Origin of the sequence: Pedobacter caeni, from assembly GCF_900129215.1 — a bacterium.
Lineage (GTDB): Bacteria > Bacteroidota > Bacteroidia > Sphingobacteriales > Sphingobacteriaceae > Pedobacter > Pedobacter caeni.
In genome coordinates this window covers 1,250,740-1,267,935 of sequence record NZ_FQUQ01000002.1, presented here as the reverse complement: position 1 = coordinate 1,267,935, position 17,196 = coordinate 1,250,740, and the positions used below count along the sequence as shown (strand labels likewise).

Below are 17,196 nucleotides of genomic sequence, written 5' to 3'. Positions count from 1 at the left end.
CATGACGCACTTAAGAACTTTATCAATATTACTGGCTACCACTCTTCTTAACCTTTCCTGTCTGGAAAATAGGAATTCCAATAATGGTAATAAGGTTGATTTAAATATTAAAACGATACTATCCGATCAAATAGAAGCTGGGAATGATCAAACTTATGGGAGTTTCGATGAGTATGGAGAAAAAGATCTTAATGCTCTGGTATTGGTAGAAGACACCATATTAAATAACCACGGTTATAAAAAAATAGACCGAAAACTATTTAATCAGCGAATCGAAGTCATTTTTGGTAGAACAATAGATGGGAATTCAAAAAAATCATATATCAAAATAGACACATATATTGACAATATATGCAATAAAGAACTACTTTTCGCTCCATATTCTGGGGATGCTCAATACATTTATGTTGCAAAAAAAGAGCAATTCCTAACTAACTTCCACCCGCTGCCTAAGATTTTAGACTATCTAAAGTTATACCCTGAATTAGCCGAATTTGAAAAAAAAGACATTGAAATTTACGATGCAATAGAGGAAGAAACAACGCGCGCCTCTCAATGGAAAGATCACATAAAGGAGCTTCCCGGAGAACGTCAAAGAAACATCAAAACCTTGGTCCATCGTAACAAATACTTGTTCAACGATGATAAAGCTAGTCTGGACTGGCTCCTCAGGAATGATGATAGTTTTCTAGCACTTTTGTTAATTGGTTATGGCTATGACCAGGAACCAAGAATCAATAAAATGGTATTAGATTCCATTTACAATCTAAATACACAGACAAGTCCTACTTCAGAAGAAAAAATAGCTGATTTGTTCTTTGTTAAAGACTGTAATGGCAAATTAAAAATAAGAAAAGGCCTGTTAAAATATGTAGAGGATAATACCAGCTCGACGGACAATAGATTTATTTATGCCTTAAGCAGCTATCCATATTTTCTGTATTCTGAAGATTTGGATAAAGTCTTCGATGAAGAGCCTTCTAAAAAATTCAATGCAGTAGAGAAAGCAAAAATTGTAGCTTACATAGCTAATATAGAAAACCCGGCTATAGACAAATATAAAACATTTGAGTCTTCAGAGGTATGGACCAATGCAGCATCAACCTTATACAACTTGTCCGTTTCTCATCCTGAAATCATCAAATTAATAGAACAAAACAATTATTTCGGCCTGCCTAAGATGAAAGGTATTATAGGTAAATTAAAATTAGAAGGTCAAGGTGAACCAGAATAAAGATTAACAAACAGCCATAAAAAAACAGGTACGCCGACCAAAGCGTACCTGCAACCTTACCATTAAGAGCGTATATTTTTTATTCAATAACTACCCAGGTATAACTTTCCGGCTCCAGCGTGCAGGTATATTCTATTTCATAATTCCTGTTCAGGGTATAATTTTTCAGCCCTTTCCCCTTCTCCATTACCTTGGCCACGGTAGTTAATCCCGTATAATAAAGAGGGACCTTGATCGTTCTGGTAATTTTCTCTTTTAATGGATTGTACAACATCATCATTCCTTTATTTTTCAGCTTAGGGTTCACATGAAGTAAGCCATCCCAATCCCTGCCATCAGCTCTGCGCAAATGAATAATGTCTGAATTCAGAATATCGCGGTACTTCTTGTACCAGTCTATTACTCCAGCCACCATCACCCTCGTCTCTTCCGTATCATACAACCTTGGTCCACGATAACAGGCTTGAACACCTGCACCATAATACTGAGCCATCAGCTGCTCATAATCCTTCAGATGGTCTTTTAAAGGCTCCAGCACGGCTTCAGGCCCTCCACCCTGATACTTTGTCAACGGAACAAAACCCCAGCTCATGGAAGCCGTCTTTTCCCAGGTACCATCAAAGATATTCTGGCGGTTCAGGATCAACTGGTTTTCCCTTGGAAGAGAGAAGTTAACTTCCCGGTAGCCGATTCCGATTTTATGTGTACCATCCAGAAAGTACCAGTCTGGCGCATTGATATATACTCCTCTACCGTTTAGCCAGTGATACAATTCTTTCTGAATATTGATCTGCTTCCATTGAGAATCTTCCAGACCATGGTGTCCAGGGTGGGTTGTAGAAGCGCAGACATCTCCAGGATAAGGTCCGTCATTTTCCCAGATATCAAATCCTGTTTTCGAATAAAATGTTTTGATCTTATCGCGATACCCCAATCCCCATTTACTTCCAAAACATGGTGCATTTCCAAAAAAAGCACCTCCTGGTTTCCCCGTTTTCGGACTGATGACATCATCTTCATCGCTGATCTTTCTCGAGCTGAACAAGGAATAGCTACCGATAAACACCTTCTTTTCATGCGCATAATCAGCAAGTTCTTTCCATCTCTTAATATTTGTAGCACTGGTATCCTCCATATTGCAATGACTTCCAAAGCTCAGAATTAAGGCTTCATAACCTGTTGCAGCACATTGATCAATAGCCGTACGGACTTCTGTATCATTCTTGCTGACCAGATGCATGAATATCGGATTTGCCGTTGTCCATGGGGCAACGATATGGTACATTTTCCGGATTGCCAGTGCCCTTCTTTCCCTGTCGTAACTGTCCATCAGTAATTCATAAGTACGTACTGAGTTGAACGTTTCCCCCTTTTTCAATTCAATTCCGGATACTTTATCAGGATAAATTTCCAGTAAACAAGGGGTTTGATAATCGTAATTTACCTGCGATGTATAAGTTGAATCTACTTTCCAATGGGTGGTCTGATCGCTCAGATCATACCTCATGGCATTGTTAAAAGCATAATTCGTTTCAAAATAGATGCCCTGAGGTTTCGCCATTTTATCGAGTCCTCCGACCACCGCACTTTGTTCTTCTACCATTCCTAAGATCTCATTTACGACTCTTCCAACGGCAAAATCTTTATCCCCTTTATTATGGATAGATAGAGATTTGACAATTAAAGGAAGCCCGTCATAGAGCTCATAGTTTACACTGACTTCTAACCCTGATAATTCGGGCGCAACGGCGCGATAATGAAATGCAAGCACCTTTCCTGTTGGCTGATTGTGGTTTGATGCCCAGAATTTACTTTTCCAGTTCAATTGCGGAAGGATGGGTTTCACATCATAGGTCGTTAGCTTAAAATCCTGGTCACCAGGTGTAAAGCGGTCCAGCCATTCCGACAGGATATAAGCATTTTCTTTCTGCCCTTTCAATCCACCAATATGGTAAACTTTACCATTGATCGTAACTCTTGCTTCTGGTTTTACCGACCTCAGCAGTTGCTGCCCGTTCACCTGGTTCAGGTAATCAATACAGACTACATCCGGTGCAATTCTAAATGTTCTTTTGACCAGGCCGTTATCCAGTGTAACTTCCTTTTTGGCTTCATTTGTTTTAACCGCAGCGGTATAGCTCGTTGAATTTAACAGCCAGTCGGTTTTTGTCGGTTTTTGCGCCAGCAAAGATGATGCTGAAGCAAAGACTCCAAAACCAATCAGGGTGATCCCCCGCATGACCTGCTCAATGGTAATTGTTTTCATTCGTGTTTATTTGTGTTTGTGGTTTCCTGTTTTAATCTTTTCTATTATTGTACAGCAATTTCTCTGCTCGCTGTCTGACCAGCTACCGCTACTGTTACTTTGGCATTTGTATTTCCAAACATAATGGTCACTTTAGAGCTCCCCTGTCCGCTTGATATGGCAGCATCTCCGCTTACCGTCCATACATAAGTGCCATTGACATAATAAGTAGCAAAATCAACGCTGTTATTCTTCTTTACTTCCGAAGGGCCAGAGATCACCAGTGTCTTAGGCGCTTCATATCCACCCTCCTCATAATTCTTTTTGCAGGCACCAATTGTTAAGGTAACCAGCATTAATATTGCTATGAATAGATTTTTCATGTCTTGTTGAATTTATATAAATAATTACTTAATAACCAGTATTTTGAGTCAGGTTCTTATTCAGATCCCGTTCCTGTTGCGGAATCGGCCATAAATACCTGAAATCAGCCCAATTGCTAATGATCCAGTTGACACCGGGATTTCCAAGATGTTTATTTTCCAAAGCAGACTTTAGCGTCTTCCAGCGAACCAGATCTTCAAACCTTGCCGATTCTCCTGCCAGCTCAACTCTACGTTCATGGCGGATTTTATCCCTCATTGCATCCTTCGTTAAACCTAATGCAAGATCCGGATTGGTCAGACCAGCACGTTTGCGGATTTCTTTGATCGCAGCATAAACCGATGGATCCGGACCAACTGCTTCATTCTGTGCTTCAGCATAAGATAAATAGGCTTCTGCATTTCTGAGTACAATCCAGTTATAAGGAATCGTGTTTTTGGGAAGGGTATTGAGTACTTCGTTTGAAATGGTATACTTCTTCCATCCGTACATTGTTGGTGTCCAGGTCCTTTTCCATGGGATTCCGAAGTAATCAGAACCTGCATAATTGATGGTCGCGGCCATACGGGGATCTCTGTTCTGGTATTGAGTCAAGTCTGTTCTCACATCCCTGTTACCAAGGACAAATGGAGTACCGTCAGCATTGTCGTATTCGTTAACGAGGTTTTGTAGTACCTGTCCCCAGTTCCAGCCTCCCGGAGCAGAAGTTGCCTCCCCATTGTCCGTATAGCGGGTATTGATCTGAGAGCCAAAATCACCGGCATTATTTCCCCATTGGATCTCAAACAATGATTCCGGCAGGTTTTCTGTACCTGGTTTATTGAACAGGTCACTATAGCTGTTATTTAATCCATAGTTCAGATCCAAACAGGCTTTTGCCGATGCCGCAGCTGCTGTCCACATTTGATTGGACATCTCGACCCTGGCTTTTAGCACCAATGCCGCACCTTTTTTTACCCTGCCGATATCTACTCCTGTATGTTCTTTTGGAAGGTATTGAGCGGCAAAATTAAGGTCATCAAAAACAAGCTTCAGGACCTCTGCTTTAGCAGCTCTTGAAGGTAGAAGTACATCGTCTGAAGGCAGTTTCGTCATTAATGGAACATCTCCGTAACGCATCAGCAACCGCTGATACATAAAAGCCCTGAAGAACCTGCATTCGGCAAGTAATCTGTTCTTTAATGCTTCGTCCATTTCGATGCCCGGGATTTTTGCGATGGCTACATTTGCTCTCGCAATTGTTGCATAAGACGCGTTCCAGACCCTTCTTACATAACTGTTACTGCCTAATGCGGTTTCAATCCCGCTGGCTACTCCCCCATAGAGCGCAGGTGAGCCTTCACTGTCCCATCTTTCATCATCTGTTAGTACACTTTCCCAGATGTACACCCAGCCAAAGTTATCCTTACGGTACATGCTGCCATATACTGAGTTTGTAGCCAAAACAGCATCATTAGCCGTTTTATAGAAATTCTCCTCATTTACATTGTTTGGATCCTGCACATTCAGCAGGTCTTTTTTACATCCCCAGAAGCTAACTGCAAGGAGGAGGAGAAATATGTTGAAATAGTAAGTTTTCATTTGTTTCTAATTATTTTAAAGGTACTGAAGCTTGCTACGCAGGTTTCATCTTAATTTTTTGCTTTAATTATTAAAAAGTAACATTCAAACCAAGCGTAAAGGTCCGTGCCTGAGGATAGTTGATCGCATCTCTTCCAAAGGTGTCCTTTTGCTCAGGATCAAGCCCATAATACTTAGTGAAGGTCAGCAGGTTGTCTGCTCCGGCGTAAACCCGTAATGCCGAGATCTTAATTTTGCCAAGTAAAGACTGAGGAAGGGTATAGCCCAGTTCCACATGTCTTAACCTGATGTAAGAAGCGTCTTGTACAAAGTAGGAAGAAACTGTATTGGCAAGGTATTCACTTCCGGCAATCAGCCTAGGATGCTGGTTGGATGTTCCTTCTCCATGCCACCTGTTTAAAGCATAAGCATAGTTGTTGTTGTTTTGCAGGTAGTATTCAAAATAACCGTAACCATATTGCAGAAAGTCCTTTTTCAAATCTCCCTGAAGTAAAAAATTGAAGTCAAAACTTTTATAGTTTAGTCCGCCAGACAGGCCTAAAGTATACTTGGGAATGCTGTTGCCCAGAATCGTACGATCAGCTTCATCTACTTTTCCATTGCCATCAACATCCTCGAACCTGAGATCGCCTGGCTGGTCATTTACCCGATGTGGGTTTGCAGCAATTTCTGCGGCATTCTGCCATACACCAACAGACTTAAATCCAAAAATTGACCTGTACGGCCGGCCAATCTGATTCACATATTCACCTGCCGGGCCCAAGATTTGCTGATCCGTAAGCCCATTAAACCTCTGCAATTCATTTTGATTGTAAGAACCACTGAAACTAAGGTTATAGCCCAGGTCTGAATTGATCTTATCTTTCCAGCTGATAAACAATTCAATACCCCTGTTTTTTAGAATTCCTACGTTCTGATATTGTGTTCCCAAAACTCCTTCGTCAGTGGAGATCCCCGTGGTAGCCGGGATACTCACCTGTGTAAGCAGGTCCTCTGACTTTCTTTGGTAAGCATCCAGTGTGATATTTAAACGTTGATTCAACAGAGCCGCGTCAAAGCCAATATTAAGGAGCTTATTGGTTTCCCATCTGATGTTCTTATTGGGCATGCTGTTAAAAGATCCGATCTGTACTGCGTTATTGTTAAAAACGTATTTATCTTCAATCACCACATTGGAATTAAATCCAAAATCAGGTATCCCACTATTTCCGGTCAGACCATAACTCGCCCTGAACTTCAGATCATCAACTATAGTTTTTAAAGGACTAAAGAATTCTTCGGCTGAGATTCTCCAGCCCACAGAAGCAGATGGAAAAAATGCCCAGCGGTTATTAGGTGCAAATTTTGAAGATCCATCTCTTCTTGCTACAGCTTCGAACAGGTATTTTCCTTTATAATCGTAATTAATACGTCCGAAAACCGACCTGATCGCACTAGTCGTTGGGATAATTGAACTGTCATTAGGATCCATATGAGAAACCGTAACCCCAGTGGTGGCGTTTACGCCAATATTCAGAAAATCATTTGTGGGATATCCTCCAACACGGCTCATATACATCACATCCCAGTTTGACTTCTGCTCTTCGTAACCCGCAACCGCTTTCAGGTTATGGTCTTCGTTAAAAGTTTTATTAAATTCCAGGGTATTGGTAATCAGGTATCGGTCATTCTCAACATACAGCTCTTTAAAAGTCCTGTTTGCAGGTAAACGGCCGGCAGAAGCAATGAGTTCTCCTTCGTAGTTTCTAAACTCGTAGCTCGGATCAAAAGTTTTCCTGAGAGAGGTAGACCTTTCATAAGTAACATTGGAACGAAGCTTTAATGAGGGAATAAAACGGTATTCGGCATAGGCAGTAGCCAACAGGAAATTTTTCGGAGTATTGTTGTGATATCCAAGGGTAAGTTCCCTGTTTGCAACCGGGTTAAGTCCCATAGATACCGCTCCTGAAGGATCATATTTACTGTAAACACCCGGTCTGCCATCCGGAGTTCTCAAAGGAATGGTTGGCGAAAACGTCGTCGCATTTGTAAAACTTGCTCCTTCCTGGCTTTTGCTAAAGGTATATTGTGCCTGTATTCCCATGCTGAACTTTTCACCAACATGAGCATCCACTTTTGTCCTCACATTTAACCTTTTATACCAGGAATGGATGGCAATACCTTTCTCGTCCAGATAATTCGCAGATACCAGGTAATTCACTTTTGGGGCGCCACCGGAAACACCTACATAATGTTCCTGACGGATGCCTGTTTGTAGAATCTGATCCCTCCAGTTTGTTCCTTCGCCCATATTGCGGATCTGATCATCGCTAAACAAAGGCATTCTGCCGGAATTGATTCTGGCTTCATTTTGCAGTAAGGCATATTCTGTGGCGTTCAATAACCTCGGCATGTTAGCAGCTTCATTAAAACCTGCTTTATAAGAATAATTTAGTTTTGCTTCTCCTTTTTTTCCGCTTTTTGTAGTCACCATGATGACCCCATTGGCACCATTAGAACCATATATTGCAGCGGCAGAAGCATCTTTCAGAATGGTCACGGTCTCTACCTCATCGGGACTGATTAAATCAAGACTTCCCGCCGGCACCCCATCGATAACAATTAAAGGCGCATTATTGATAAAGGAACCTACTCCACGGATATTAATGGAAACCCCTGCTCCTGGCGCACCACCATCTCTGTAAATCTGCACTCCGGCTGCACGTCCCTGGATGGCCTGACCAATTCCTGTAGCACTCTGTCCTTTAAAGTCTTTCGCATCAATCTGTGTAACCGCAGCCGTCAGGTTTGCTTTTTTCTGTGCCCCATATCCTACGATTACCAGTTGTGCAAGCTCGGCAATATTTTCTTTGAGCTCTGCATTTACAGTCAGTTGCTGTCCGGATTTAACCGTGATCTCTTTCACTAACTTTTCAAATCCGATACTGCTGAATGAGATTTTATAACTTCCTTCAGGAACAGCCGGGAAACGGTAATTTCCGTTATTGTCTGTCATAGCCGTTTTAGACCAGGTACCATTTTCTATTTTAATGGTTACTCCCGGCAAAGCATCCCCTTTTTTAGGGTCCTTTACCTGTCCGCTTACCACTCCATCCGCATAGGTTACAGTGGATTCCTTTATGGCCTCTTTAGGTCTTACAATAATCGTCCTGTCGGTGATGCTGTAGGTTAAGGCTTTCCCTTCCAGACATTTTTCCATCACTTCGTCCAGAGAAGTACCGGAAAAGTCTACACTGATTCTGGTCGCTGTATTCAACATCCTTCCGGAAACAAGGATATTGTATCCGGTCTGACGCTTAATTTCGCGAAATACCCGCTCCAGGGAGGTATTTCGTTCCTTAAAGGATACTTTTTGTGCCTTCCCGATGGTGGCATTCACTTGCATAATGACAGCAATCAATAAAATAGCTGTGAGTTTCATAACCAGCAGAAATTTAGTCATGTAGGCGGAGCACCTACAATTTTTTATAGTATAATTTTTATACATTTGATTGTTTGGTTTAAGTTGATGGAATTGTTCGTACAATAAGAAATTGATTATAATCAAGCATATACAGAACCAGGAGGGCAATCCGGGTTCTGTTTTTTTTTGTTATAACCAAAGCTAAAATCAAGGAGATCTTTTGTGGTTCATATCTGGTTGTTTATTTGGTTTATATTGGTTTATTCTATTGTTGATGAGTATTGATCTAGGGCATTGCCGTAATTTGCTTCCCTTCTATCCGGAAATGCACATCCCCTGTCATCTCCAGCATTCTGAGCAATTCAGAAACCTTAACTGACCTGGATATGGTTCCCCAATAGGTATTCTTCCTGATCCCTTCAGTCGAGTATTTGATCTCTACATTATACCATCTTGATACCTTTTTCATAATGCTTTCCAGCTCTTCGTTATTAAACATAAAAGTGCCATCTTTCCAGGCCACCACATCACTGGTTTCTACAGGAACCACGCTCAGCTCCTCTCCTGAAAGCACAGATTGCTGATTAGGTTTAAGTATCCTGCGACTGGCGTTTTTTTGATTTCTGGTGATTGCTGAGACCGATACTGCGCCTTCCAGCAGGGTAGTCTTTACTGTCGGTTCATCTGCATATGCATTGACATCAAAATGGGTCCCTAAGACTTCTACGCTTTGCCTGTTCGTCTTGACGATAAAGGCTTTTGCTTTATTCCTGGCGACTTCAAAATAGGCTTGTCCGCTGAGCACAACCACACGTTTGTCGGTATGATCAAATGATACCGGAAATTTGATCGAAGAGGAAGCATTTAACCAGACTTTAGATCCATCCTGAAGGATGATCTGATGCTGGCCTCCACGAGGTGTTTCAACTGTATTGTAAGTGGAAATACCTGTTGTGGAATGGCCTTGATCCAGCACTTTATAAACCAGCTGACCGTCTGCAGTTTTAGCGATGCTGATGCCGGTCTGTTTGGCCAGCTCTCCATCAGAAACATCAGTTAAACTGATTCTTTTTCCATTTGCAAGTGTCAGCACCGCCTTATTACTACCCGGAAGAACGTCCTGAGCATAGGCGATCGTCTCATTTTTCAATGGATCTTTGTGCTCCAGATAATAGAATAATCCTGCACTAAAGACAAAAAGAACCGAAGCCACAACAGCAATACGCTGCCAAAGTATACGTTGTTTATTTTTTATCAGTATTGATTGTTTTTTTCTGATTTTGGCGAGGATCTCATTTCTGGTCTGCGTATAATCGGGCATAGGAGCTTCTTCCAGGTCCTTAAACTCCTGGTTATACCAGCTCTCCACCTGAGCAATCTCCTCAGTAGTACAGTCGCCTGCTAAATATTTATTCCATAAATCACGCGCCTGCTGGTTATTCATAAAGTTTCGGTATTTGGTCTTATGGTTAAGACAGGTCAGGAAAGCAGAAGTACCATTCGGATTGAAAAAAAAAATCAGGGATGGAGGAAAAGGTATAATAACGCCAGTCCGCCAAACTTTAACCTCAGGATCTTTATGGCCTTACTGATTTGATTTTTCACGGTACTATCTGCCAGCCCCAGTTGTTCTCCGATCTCTTTATAGGAAAGGTTCGATTTTCGGCTCAATTCAAATACTTCGCGCATTTTCTCTGGCAGCGCCGCAATTTCTTTTTCAATCAGTGCAGCAAGCTCATTTTCGCGAATGCGATTATCAGTGGTGTACTCGCCATTGAGAAGAAAGCTACCCAGGGAAGAGATGTATTTCTCTTTAATTTTTCCATGATCCAGATAGTTAAAAATCCGGTTACGGACAGCAGCATATAAATAGGAGGATAAGGAAGAACTGAGTTCCAACTCCTGCCCTTTTGTCCATAAGTTAACGAAGATTTCCTGGATAATGTCACTTACTTCGTCGTCGTTGTACAATATTTTACGGGCATGGCGATATAAGATACCCCAATATCTATCATAGATTTCCGTAAATGCATCATCGTTCCCCGACTTTAAAAGGGAGATCAGTTGCTGATCTGTGCAGGACTGGTATATTGACATTTTAATTCCCCCATGATAAATGTATTGATTATATCATTATTTGCCAGAAAAAAGATCAAATGCCTTTATTCCCAAACCCTGAAATCAGGTGTACAAAATCCGGTAATGATATCCAGTGCATCGTCAGCATGGTCTTTCAGCACTTCATTACCCGCAAAAATCGTTTCCTTCAATGAAGTAACATAGCTTTCTGCCCGTTGTTGCGTTCCACCTGCGTTTTTATACGCTATTAACAGATCACGGGTCTCATAGTTGAAACAATTGCCCTTCTCAATAAAGCTTTTTAATTTTTCAAATATCAATTGTTCTGTCATAGCCCCATAGTCTGCTTCCATAACACTGCATTCGAAGAACTTCTATCGATTCCACTAATGGCAGGTTTGCGAATATAATCATGATGCCCAATCCAACCAAGCGCCCTTCATTTTTAAATTATAATGAGGATATCCATGAATACTGAGTACTTTTGCGGGCAGCAGGAGCGTAAAGGAATAGTTTATGACAGAAGAAGAAGTAATACTGGTAAATGAAAATGATGAAGTTATAGGAACAATGCCTAAAATGGAAGCGCATCTTCAGGGTAAGCTTCACCGGGCATTCTCTGTTTTTATTTTTAACTCATCCGGACAACTCCTCCTGCAACAACGGGCAGTTGATAAATACCATTCTGCCAGAAAATGGACGAATACCTGCTGTAGTCACCCTAAACCTGAGGAAGAAACCGCTGATGCTGCTGTAAGAAGGTTGGACGAAGAAATGGGGATGCAGTGCAGGTTGACCCCTGTTTTTAATTTTTGCTATCAGGCAGAAGTTGGGAATGGCCTGATCGAAAATGAGTATGATCATGTATATTTCGGAACAACTGATCAGCTGCCACATCCCAATCCGGAAGAAGTCAGCGCTTTCAGATACATAGATATGGACGAGTTAAAAGCCGATCTGACTGAACATCCCGAAAACTACACGGCCTGGTTAAGAATATCATTCGAGCAGCTCTTGTTTCATCACAATTTATTAAAGCCATCCTTTTCTTTTAAACCATAGGTAAATCAATACCGTCACCAGTACCATCAATCCCATTACCCCCGGGTATCCCATTTTCCATTTCAATTCCGGCATAAATTCAAAATTCATTCCGTAAACTCCGACAATAAACGTCAATGGCATAAAGAAAACAGAGAAAATGGTCAGTACGCGCATGATCTCATTGGTTTTCTGCGAAGAAGCAGAGAAATAGATCGCCAGTAACTGATGGATATTTTCGGCCAGTGCATCAAACATATTCTGGAATTTCACATATTGATCCCGGATGTCCCTCGTGTTTACATCTCCATCTTTAGAATCTATGGCATCAATGATCTCAAATGAAAGGATCAGCATTCTTTTCAACAAATCGACTTTACGTTTCAGATAATATAACCCCTTTAACAAGGGGATTTTCTTAGGCCTGAGAAAGACAATCTCTTCATAATAGTCCACAGATTTTGACAGCTTACTTAGTGGGCTTTCATAAGTATTCAGACAAGCACTGATCAGGGAGTTCAGCAATTCCGTACTGTTACTACATTTTTCAGATTGCACCAGCTCGATTAAACGTTCAAATAAATCCAGCTTTCTCCTGTGGATAGTGAGAATGAACTTTTCTCCATAAAAGATCGCAATCTTATGCGTCATCAGCTGGACAGTATCCGCTTCGGCCACATCATTATCGGAGTGAATCCTGAAGATGATAAAAGAATAGTTTTCCATTCTTTCATATTTAGGAAGATGATCAGGTTGTAAACAATCATTGACCAGAGCAGGATGCAATTTGTATTTCTCTGCAATTTCTGCAAACTCCTCTGTAGAAGGATCATGGATATCAATCCATTCAAAGCCATTGTCTTTAGTGGTAGCGATATGATTCAGCATAATTATGATCAGGTGAAAGTTCAACAATAGCCCGGCCCAAATAGTTTGCCGGCATCACATAAATATCAGGACCTCAGGTTTGATTTAAATAAGTTGGGGCTTTCCCCTACTTGTTTCTTAAAGAAATTATTAAAATTCTGCGGATGTTCAAAACCTAAACTATAAGCTATTTCTGAGATGTCCCAATCGGTATACCTCAACAGGTTTTTAGCTTCTTTAACCATCTTTTCCTGAATTATTCTGGAGGTAGGTTTCCCGGTATACTTCTTAACACTGTTGTTCAGGTGATTGACATGTACACAAAGCTGCCTTGCAAAATCAGCAGGAGTTTTAAGCAACAGGGAATGACCTGGTGCATCAATTGGGAACTGACTTTCAAGCAAGTTGAGAAATTTATGAACCAGACGGTTTGGAAGGGTATTTCTTGCAGGCGGACAAGCATCTGACCGGATCTTAATGCTACTGTAAATGATCAGTTTCAGCGCACTTTCTATCATCTTATCTTTATGTTCAAAATTCTGCTGATACTCCGTTTGCATCAATTGAAAGTAATGCCGAAAGGCATCAAATTGTGCAGGATCTAAGAAAAGGAAAGGATAAGGGCTGTTTTCAAAGGTTACATACAAAGTATCCAGTTCCCTTTTTAGTTCAGTGCAGATGTATTGTTCATTGAAAAGACAAACATATCCTCCTTGTTCTTCAGAAACATTTTTCCAGCCAAATTTCAGGTCTGGCTTTGAGAAGAAAACGGCTGGCTGGTTGATTTCCACAGTCCCGTTATCGGTATTTAAAATTGCCTGCCCTGTGGTAAGACAGATCTTGTAATAATTTTTTCTGTTAAAAGGGATGCTTACGGCACACTGGTCACGTTTCAATACGTTAAAATGGCTGCCTGTACCATTTGAACATTGCAGATCAAACGGCAATGCCCTGTTCGTAGCCTGATAATAATGTATAAGGGTTTCTTGCTTATCCATAGCTCAAAATTACATATTCTGATCACTTTTTCCTTTTCATCATTGCCAATAAGATGATACAATCGATCATTCCTAAAATCAACATTCCCCAGTGATAAAGCTCCATTTCCACATCCTTCAAGGTTAAAAAATAAGATTTTTAAGAACAGACCGGAGCAAACCAGCCTGTTCTTAAAAAAATTGGCTTATTGTACTGCGTTTAGTTCCGCCATACCGGCATAGCTTCCATCTGTAGTCGTCGTAATATTAAACTTAAAATATCTGGCCTTTACAGGCGAAATAAATCTGACCATTTTAATCTCAGGGTTAGCAGCTGTTGAGCTGGAACTTGTAGCAGTTCCGTTATAGGTTCCCTGCGATTTCCAGGTTTTACCATCACTGCTCGACAATACTTCCATCGTGATGAAATTATCATTTTTGTATTCATAACTTGGAACGATAGGAAAGCCCTTAACCGTATTCTCGGTGGTCATATCCAGCTGCACCCAGGCAGGCAGCTTCCCATCAGAATCCCAGGCCGTTTCATTTTTACCATCCAGCACCCTTGCAATTCCATTACCAGAATAGCTTCCGCTTGCGGTAACGACCCAACCCGTACGCAGCAAAGTTGTTCCGGTCAACCCCGCATTAGAAGGGTCAACGTTATTAAATTTACTACTGATCAATACATAAATGGTACGGTAATTAGCGCTTGAACTAATTCCTTTATCATCGCTTGATACTTCGCTGATTACTAATGGAAGGATATAACCTTTATCATCTGTCAGTTTCACCCTGTCTGTCACCTGTAGTATCAAAGAATCTGCAGACACACTTGCTCCCGCTTTAATGTTCAGTTTTCCATCACCCTGAATTTTATAGTTTGTAGCGGGTAACAATACAAATTCAGTTTTGTTGCTGCTATTGTAAGCAGCAACAAGTGACTCATCTGAGGCCACCGTAAGCGAAACATCTTTCGAAGATTCCCTGGTCAGGTAACCGGCAAATTTCACAATCGAATCTCCACTTACCGCAACCGCTGTCCTGTTGAAGCTAAGCCTGATCTGATGAGGGTCTCCCCCATCTGCTTTAATAAATGCCAGCAGTTCTTTCGAATTTACGCTACCATCTTTCTTGCAGGATACCAGCACCCCACAGCAGATCATAGCTATGGAGATATATAGAATTGAATTATTTTTTTTCATGTCTTTTCTTTTTTATTTACACCTCACATCAGGCACCCATGTTACATTACCACTTGCAGTAGCATCATGTCCATGTCCGGTAACATCTTTGGCTACGTTTCCTGATCCTTCGTTAAATTTCCAGTAGGCAATCAAACCTTTACTGGCGGGATCTACTCCGCACATTCCATCCATGATCTCTGTTGGTGACAATGCTTTTGACCATAACCGGCATTCGCTTACCATCCCATCCAGATATCTGCCATTAGCAGAACTACCAATCAGGAAGCCTGTACCATAAGCTCCGGCACCTAAAGACTGGAGGATGTTAATGTTGTTACTGTCTGAAGTTGTACCAGCCAAAACCCCGTTGATATAGAGCTTCGTAGTAGATACATCATGTACCACCGCAACATGATACCAGGTTCCGGTAGCAAATTCCTGAGGAGCTGTTAAGGCAATTCCTCCGGCACGCTGAATCTGATTCGGTCTGATGGTTACATCTCCGAAACGCAATAGAAAGTGCTCTTCTATTCCCATAAAAGAGCTGATAAAAGGAGAAGAAGCTGCAAATTTGTTAACAAAAACCTTTCCTTCCATTGTTACCGTGCTCAGGCTGGTGTAAGCAGCAGCATTGGCATCCGTGAAGCTAGGCTTAAAATAGATGTTTTTTAAACTGGCCACCGCCTGTACAATCACTGGTTTAACAACATAGTAGATCGTTTTGCTGGATTCAAGCACCTTTCGGTCACTGTTCACACTCGTAATTGTAACGGGCATCATGTACGCAGATCCTGGTTTAAACCCCTTGATAGATTTCACCCTGAAACTGATCGCATCAGAAATATTGGTCCCCGCTTTAATCGTAACACTGCTGCCCGACAAGTCGTAATCACCTTCCGGAACAGGCAGGTAATTTTTCTCATTTAAGCGGTTATAAGTGGCAATTAAGCCAGGATCTGTCTGCAGGCTGGCCGTAATATCAGTAGTAGCCAGGTCAGAAGATGTAATGCTGACCCCTATGCTTGAAATTGTACCATCTTCGGCTGACAGCATACTTAGCGGGCTGACTTCCGTTCCGGTCAGGTAAATAACGTCTTTGTATTTCTCTTTTTTACAGCTTCCAAGAAGTAGTATGCCAAAAACAGAAGCATACAGTAATTTATAAATTGTCTTCATGATGATCTCTTTAATGATAATTAATATCCTGTTCAAAAATTACCGCACAGCAGGGTTCATAATCTGAATCGCCTGTCTGATAAATTTGTAATCCGGGTTATTGGCATATTCATACTCCATATGATAGCTCCCCATCCCTCCTTTTCTGCCCTGGGTAGGCTGCCAGTAAGCCATCCCCAATAAGGAAGGAATGGTGCCCCTGACAGGGTCAGTATAATTGATACCACCAACCCTCCAATGGTCTTCGAAATTTTCAGTGACCACAAATTTTTCCGGTGGAATTCCATAACCACGTGCAGTATTGTACCTTCCCTGCAGACTACCCGGAGATGAAGTATTATAGGCCTGAGAAACGTAATAATTGATGTAAGGCTCTACGCCCGCTGTCATATACCCATCTACAATTAAGAGCCTTCCGGTTCCTGATTTCGGTCCGAAGTAAGGAGAAAGCGCTTTAACCAATCTTTCCAATCCGCCTGGTTTAGCAAACAGACTATTTCTTTCACTGGCTTCGCCTGGTTCGTAATCGATATCCAGGCCATTCAGTTTATACTTGGAAACAGTATCGGAAAATGCTTTGGCTACTGCATCCACTCCCTCCTGCTCCGGCAAGCCTGAAAAGTTCTTCTTAATCAGGGCATCAAAACCGGAAATGAAATTCACCTGTGTTACGAGAATCCCCTTTTGTTCCTGAGCAAACCTCATTGCAGCCATCTGAGGAGAACCTTCCTGCGGAATACCGCCCCACAAGCTCACGATATCCATACTATCAGGTACGCTCTCCCATCTTTTCTCCATGGAAGGAAATTTACCATCACCACCGGATCCGCCCATCCATCCAAAAGCAATCTGATGATTACTTTTCTTATAGGCTCTGAGGTTGGCCAGGTATTCTTCTGTAGAGACAGGAGGCTTCTGTAATTGCAAAGCCTCCGGAGTATTCTGTTTCTTACATGATATTGCAGACAGCACAATCAGTAAGGGTAATATATAATTGAAAACTAAGTTCTTCATATCTTAAA

General features: G+C 41.5%; 14 protein-coding genes. 2 read left to right on the top strand and 12 right to left on the bottom strand.

The genetic code is table 11. The features are described from left to right. The first annotated feature begins 1 nt into the window (after window position 1). Window positions 2-1,234 (top strand): hypothetical protein, encoded by a 1,233-nt coding sequence (locus BUC20_RS12855; RefSeq protein ID WP_143166777.1) that lies wholly within the window; start codon window positions 2-4, stop codon window positions 1,232-1,234. A 79-nt stretch (window positions 1,235-1,313) separates the two neighbouring features. Here the strand turns inward: BUC20_RS12855 and BUC20_RS12850 are convergent, their stop codons facing one another. The 7 genes from BUC20_RS12850 to BUC20_RS12820 all read right to left on the bottom strand — a co-directional run bounded on the left by BUC20_RS12850 (window position 1,314) and on the right by BUC20_RS12820 (window position 11,279). Further along, window positions 1,314-3,500, bottom strand: coding sequence for an alpha-galactosidase (locus BUC20_RS12850; protein WP_234994515.1), 2,187 nt, complete (start codon window positions 3,498-3,500; stop codon window positions 1,314-1,316). Window positions 3,501-3,544: 44 nt separating this feature from the next. Beyond that, window positions 3,545-3,862, bottom strand: coding sequence for a hypothetical protein (locus tag BUC20_RS12845; RefSeq protein WP_073231385.1), 318 nt, complete (start codon window positions 3,860-3,862; stop codon window positions 3,545-3,547). 28 nt (window positions 3,863-3,890) lie between these two features. Beyond that, entirely contained in the window at window positions 3,891-5,444 is a 1,554-nt protein-coding gene (locus BUC20_RS12840) for a RagB/SusD family nutrient uptake outer membrane protein (RefSeq protein ID WP_073231383.1), read from the bottom strand. A 70-nt stretch (window positions 5,445-5,514) separates the two neighbouring features. Further along, window positions 5,515-8,865, bottom strand: coding sequence for a TonB-dependent receptor (locus BUC20_RS12835; protein WP_159441095.1), 3,351 nt, complete (start codon window positions 8,863-8,865; stop codon window positions 5,515-5,517). 268 nt (window positions 8,866-9,133) lie between these two features. After that, a complete protein-coding gene (locus BUC20_RS12830; protein ID WP_073231379.1) occupies window positions 9,134-10,291 on the bottom strand; it encodes a FecR family protein in 1,158 nt (385 codons plus the stop codon). A gap of 74 nt (window positions 10,292-10,365) precedes the next feature. Beyond that, window positions 10,366-10,944 (bottom strand): RNA polymerase sigma factor, encoded by a 579-nt coding sequence (locus BUC20_RS12825; RefSeq protein ID WP_073231377.1) that lies wholly within the window; start codon window positions 10,942-10,944, stop codon window positions 10,366-10,368. A gap of 65 nt (window positions 10,945-11,009) precedes the next feature. After that, window positions 11,010-11,279, bottom strand: a complete 270-nt coding sequence (locus BUC20_RS12820) for a hypothetical protein (protein ID WP_084528802.1) — start codon at window positions 11,277-11,279, stop codon at window positions 11,010-11,012. A gap of 163 nt (window positions 11,280-11,442) precedes the next feature. On the opposite strand from BUC20_RS12820, the gene idi reads away from it, so the two are divergent. Continuing rightward, window positions 11,443-11,988 carry an isopentenyl-diphosphate Delta-isomerase gene (gene idi / locus BUC20_RS12815; RefSeq protein ID WP_073231375.1) on the top strand — a complete coding sequence of 182 codons (546 nt, stop codon included), beginning with the start codon at window positions 11,443-11,445 and terminating at the stop codon, window positions 11,986-11,988. On the opposite strand, the gene corA is transcribed toward idi, so the two are convergent. The 5 genes from corA to BUC20_RS12790 all read right to left on the bottom strand — a co-directional run bounded on the left by corA (window position 11,959) and on the right by BUC20_RS12790 (window position 17,188). Beyond that, window positions 11,959-12,855: a magnesium/cobalt transporter CorA gene (gene corA / locus BUC20_RS12810; protein WP_073231374.1), complete on the bottom strand. Its 897-nt coding sequence runs from the start codon at window positions 12,853-12,855 to the stop codon at window positions 11,959-11,961. The genes idi and corA overlap by 30 nt on opposite strands. Window positions 12,856-12,920: 65 nt before the next feature. Beyond that, window positions 12,921-13,832 (bottom strand): helix-turn-helix domain-containing protein, encoded by a 912-nt coding sequence (locus BUC20_RS12805; RefSeq protein WP_073231372.1) that lies wholly within the window; start codon window positions 13,830-13,832, stop codon window positions 12,921-12,923. Window positions 13,833-14,017: 185 nt separating this feature from the next. Then, window positions 14,018-15,016, bottom strand: a complete 999-nt coding sequence (locus tag BUC20_RS12800) for a discoidin domain-containing protein (protein ID WP_084528800.1) — start codon at window positions 15,014-15,016, stop codon at window positions 14,018-14,020. Window positions 15,017-15,028: 12 nt separating this feature from the next. Beyond that, a complete protein-coding gene (locus BUC20_RS12795) occupies window positions 15,029-16,174 on the bottom strand; it encodes a DUF1735 and LamG domain-containing protein (RefSeq protein ID WP_073231368.1) in 1,146 nt (381 codons plus the stop codon). 39 nt (window positions 16,175-16,213) lie between these two features. After that, window positions 16,214-17,188, bottom strand: coding sequence for a glycoside hydrolase family 18 (locus BUC20_RS12790; RefSeq protein WP_073231366.1), 975 nt, complete (start codon window positions 17,186-17,188; stop codon window positions 16,214-16,216). Window positions 17,189-17,196 lie beyond the last annotated feature (8 nt).

Bases quoted from the DNA above. Each gene is read 5' to 3' on its own strand.
- BUC20_RS12830 (WP_073231379.1), bottom strand. From the start codon at position 10,291: ATGAATAACCAGCAGGCGCGTGATTTATGGAATAAATATTTAGCAGGC.
- corA (WP_073231374.1), bottom strand. From the start codon at position 12,855: ATGCTGAATCATATCGCTACCACTAAAGACAATGGCTTTGAATGGATT.
- BUC20_RS12835 (WP_159441095.1), bottom strand. From the start codon at position 8,865: ATGAAACTCACAGCTATTTTATTGATTGCTGTCATTATGCAAGTGAAT.
- BUC20_RS12820 (WP_084528802.1), bottom strand. From the start codon at position 11,279: ATGGAAGCAGACTATGGGGCTATGACAGAACAATTGATATTTGAAAAA.
- BUC20_RS12805 (WP_073231372.1), bottom strand. From the start codon at position 13,832: ATGGATAAGCAAGAAACCCTTATACATTATTATCAGGCTACGAACAGG.
- BUC20_RS12845 (WP_073231385.1), bottom strand. From the start codon at position 3,862: ATGAAAAATCTATTCATAGCAATATTAATGCTGGTTACCTTAACAATT.
- BUC20_RS12855 (WP_143166777.1), top strand. From the start codon at position 2: ATGACGCACTTAAGAACTTTATCAATATTACTGGCTACCACTCTTCTT.
- BUC20_RS12800 (WP_084528800.1), bottom strand. From the start codon at position 15,016: ATGAAAAAAAATAATTCAATTCTATATATCTCCATAGCTATGATCTGC.
- BUC20_RS12825 (WP_073231377.1), bottom strand. From the start codon at position 10,944: ATGTCAATATACCAGTCCTGCACAGATCAGCAACTGATCTCCCTTTTA.
- BUC20_RS12840 (WP_073231383.1), bottom strand. From the start codon at position 5,444: ATGAAAACTTACTATTTCAACATATTTCTCCTCCTCCTTGCAGTTAGC.
- BUC20_RS12850 (WP_234994515.1), bottom strand. From the start codon at position 3,500: ATGAAAACAATTACCATTGAGCAGGTCATGCGGGGGATCACCCTGATT.
- BUC20_RS12795 (WP_073231368.1), bottom strand. From the start codon at position 16,174: ATGAAGACAATTTATAAATTACTGTATGCTTCTGTTTTTGGCATACTA.
- BUC20_RS12790 (WP_073231366.1), bottom strand. From the start codon at position 17,188: ATGAAGAACTTAGTTTTCAATTATATATTACCCTTACTGATTGTGCTG.
- idi (WP_073231375.1), top strand. From the start codon at position 11,443: ATGACAGAAGAAGAAGTAATACTGGTAAATGAAAATGATGAAGTTATA.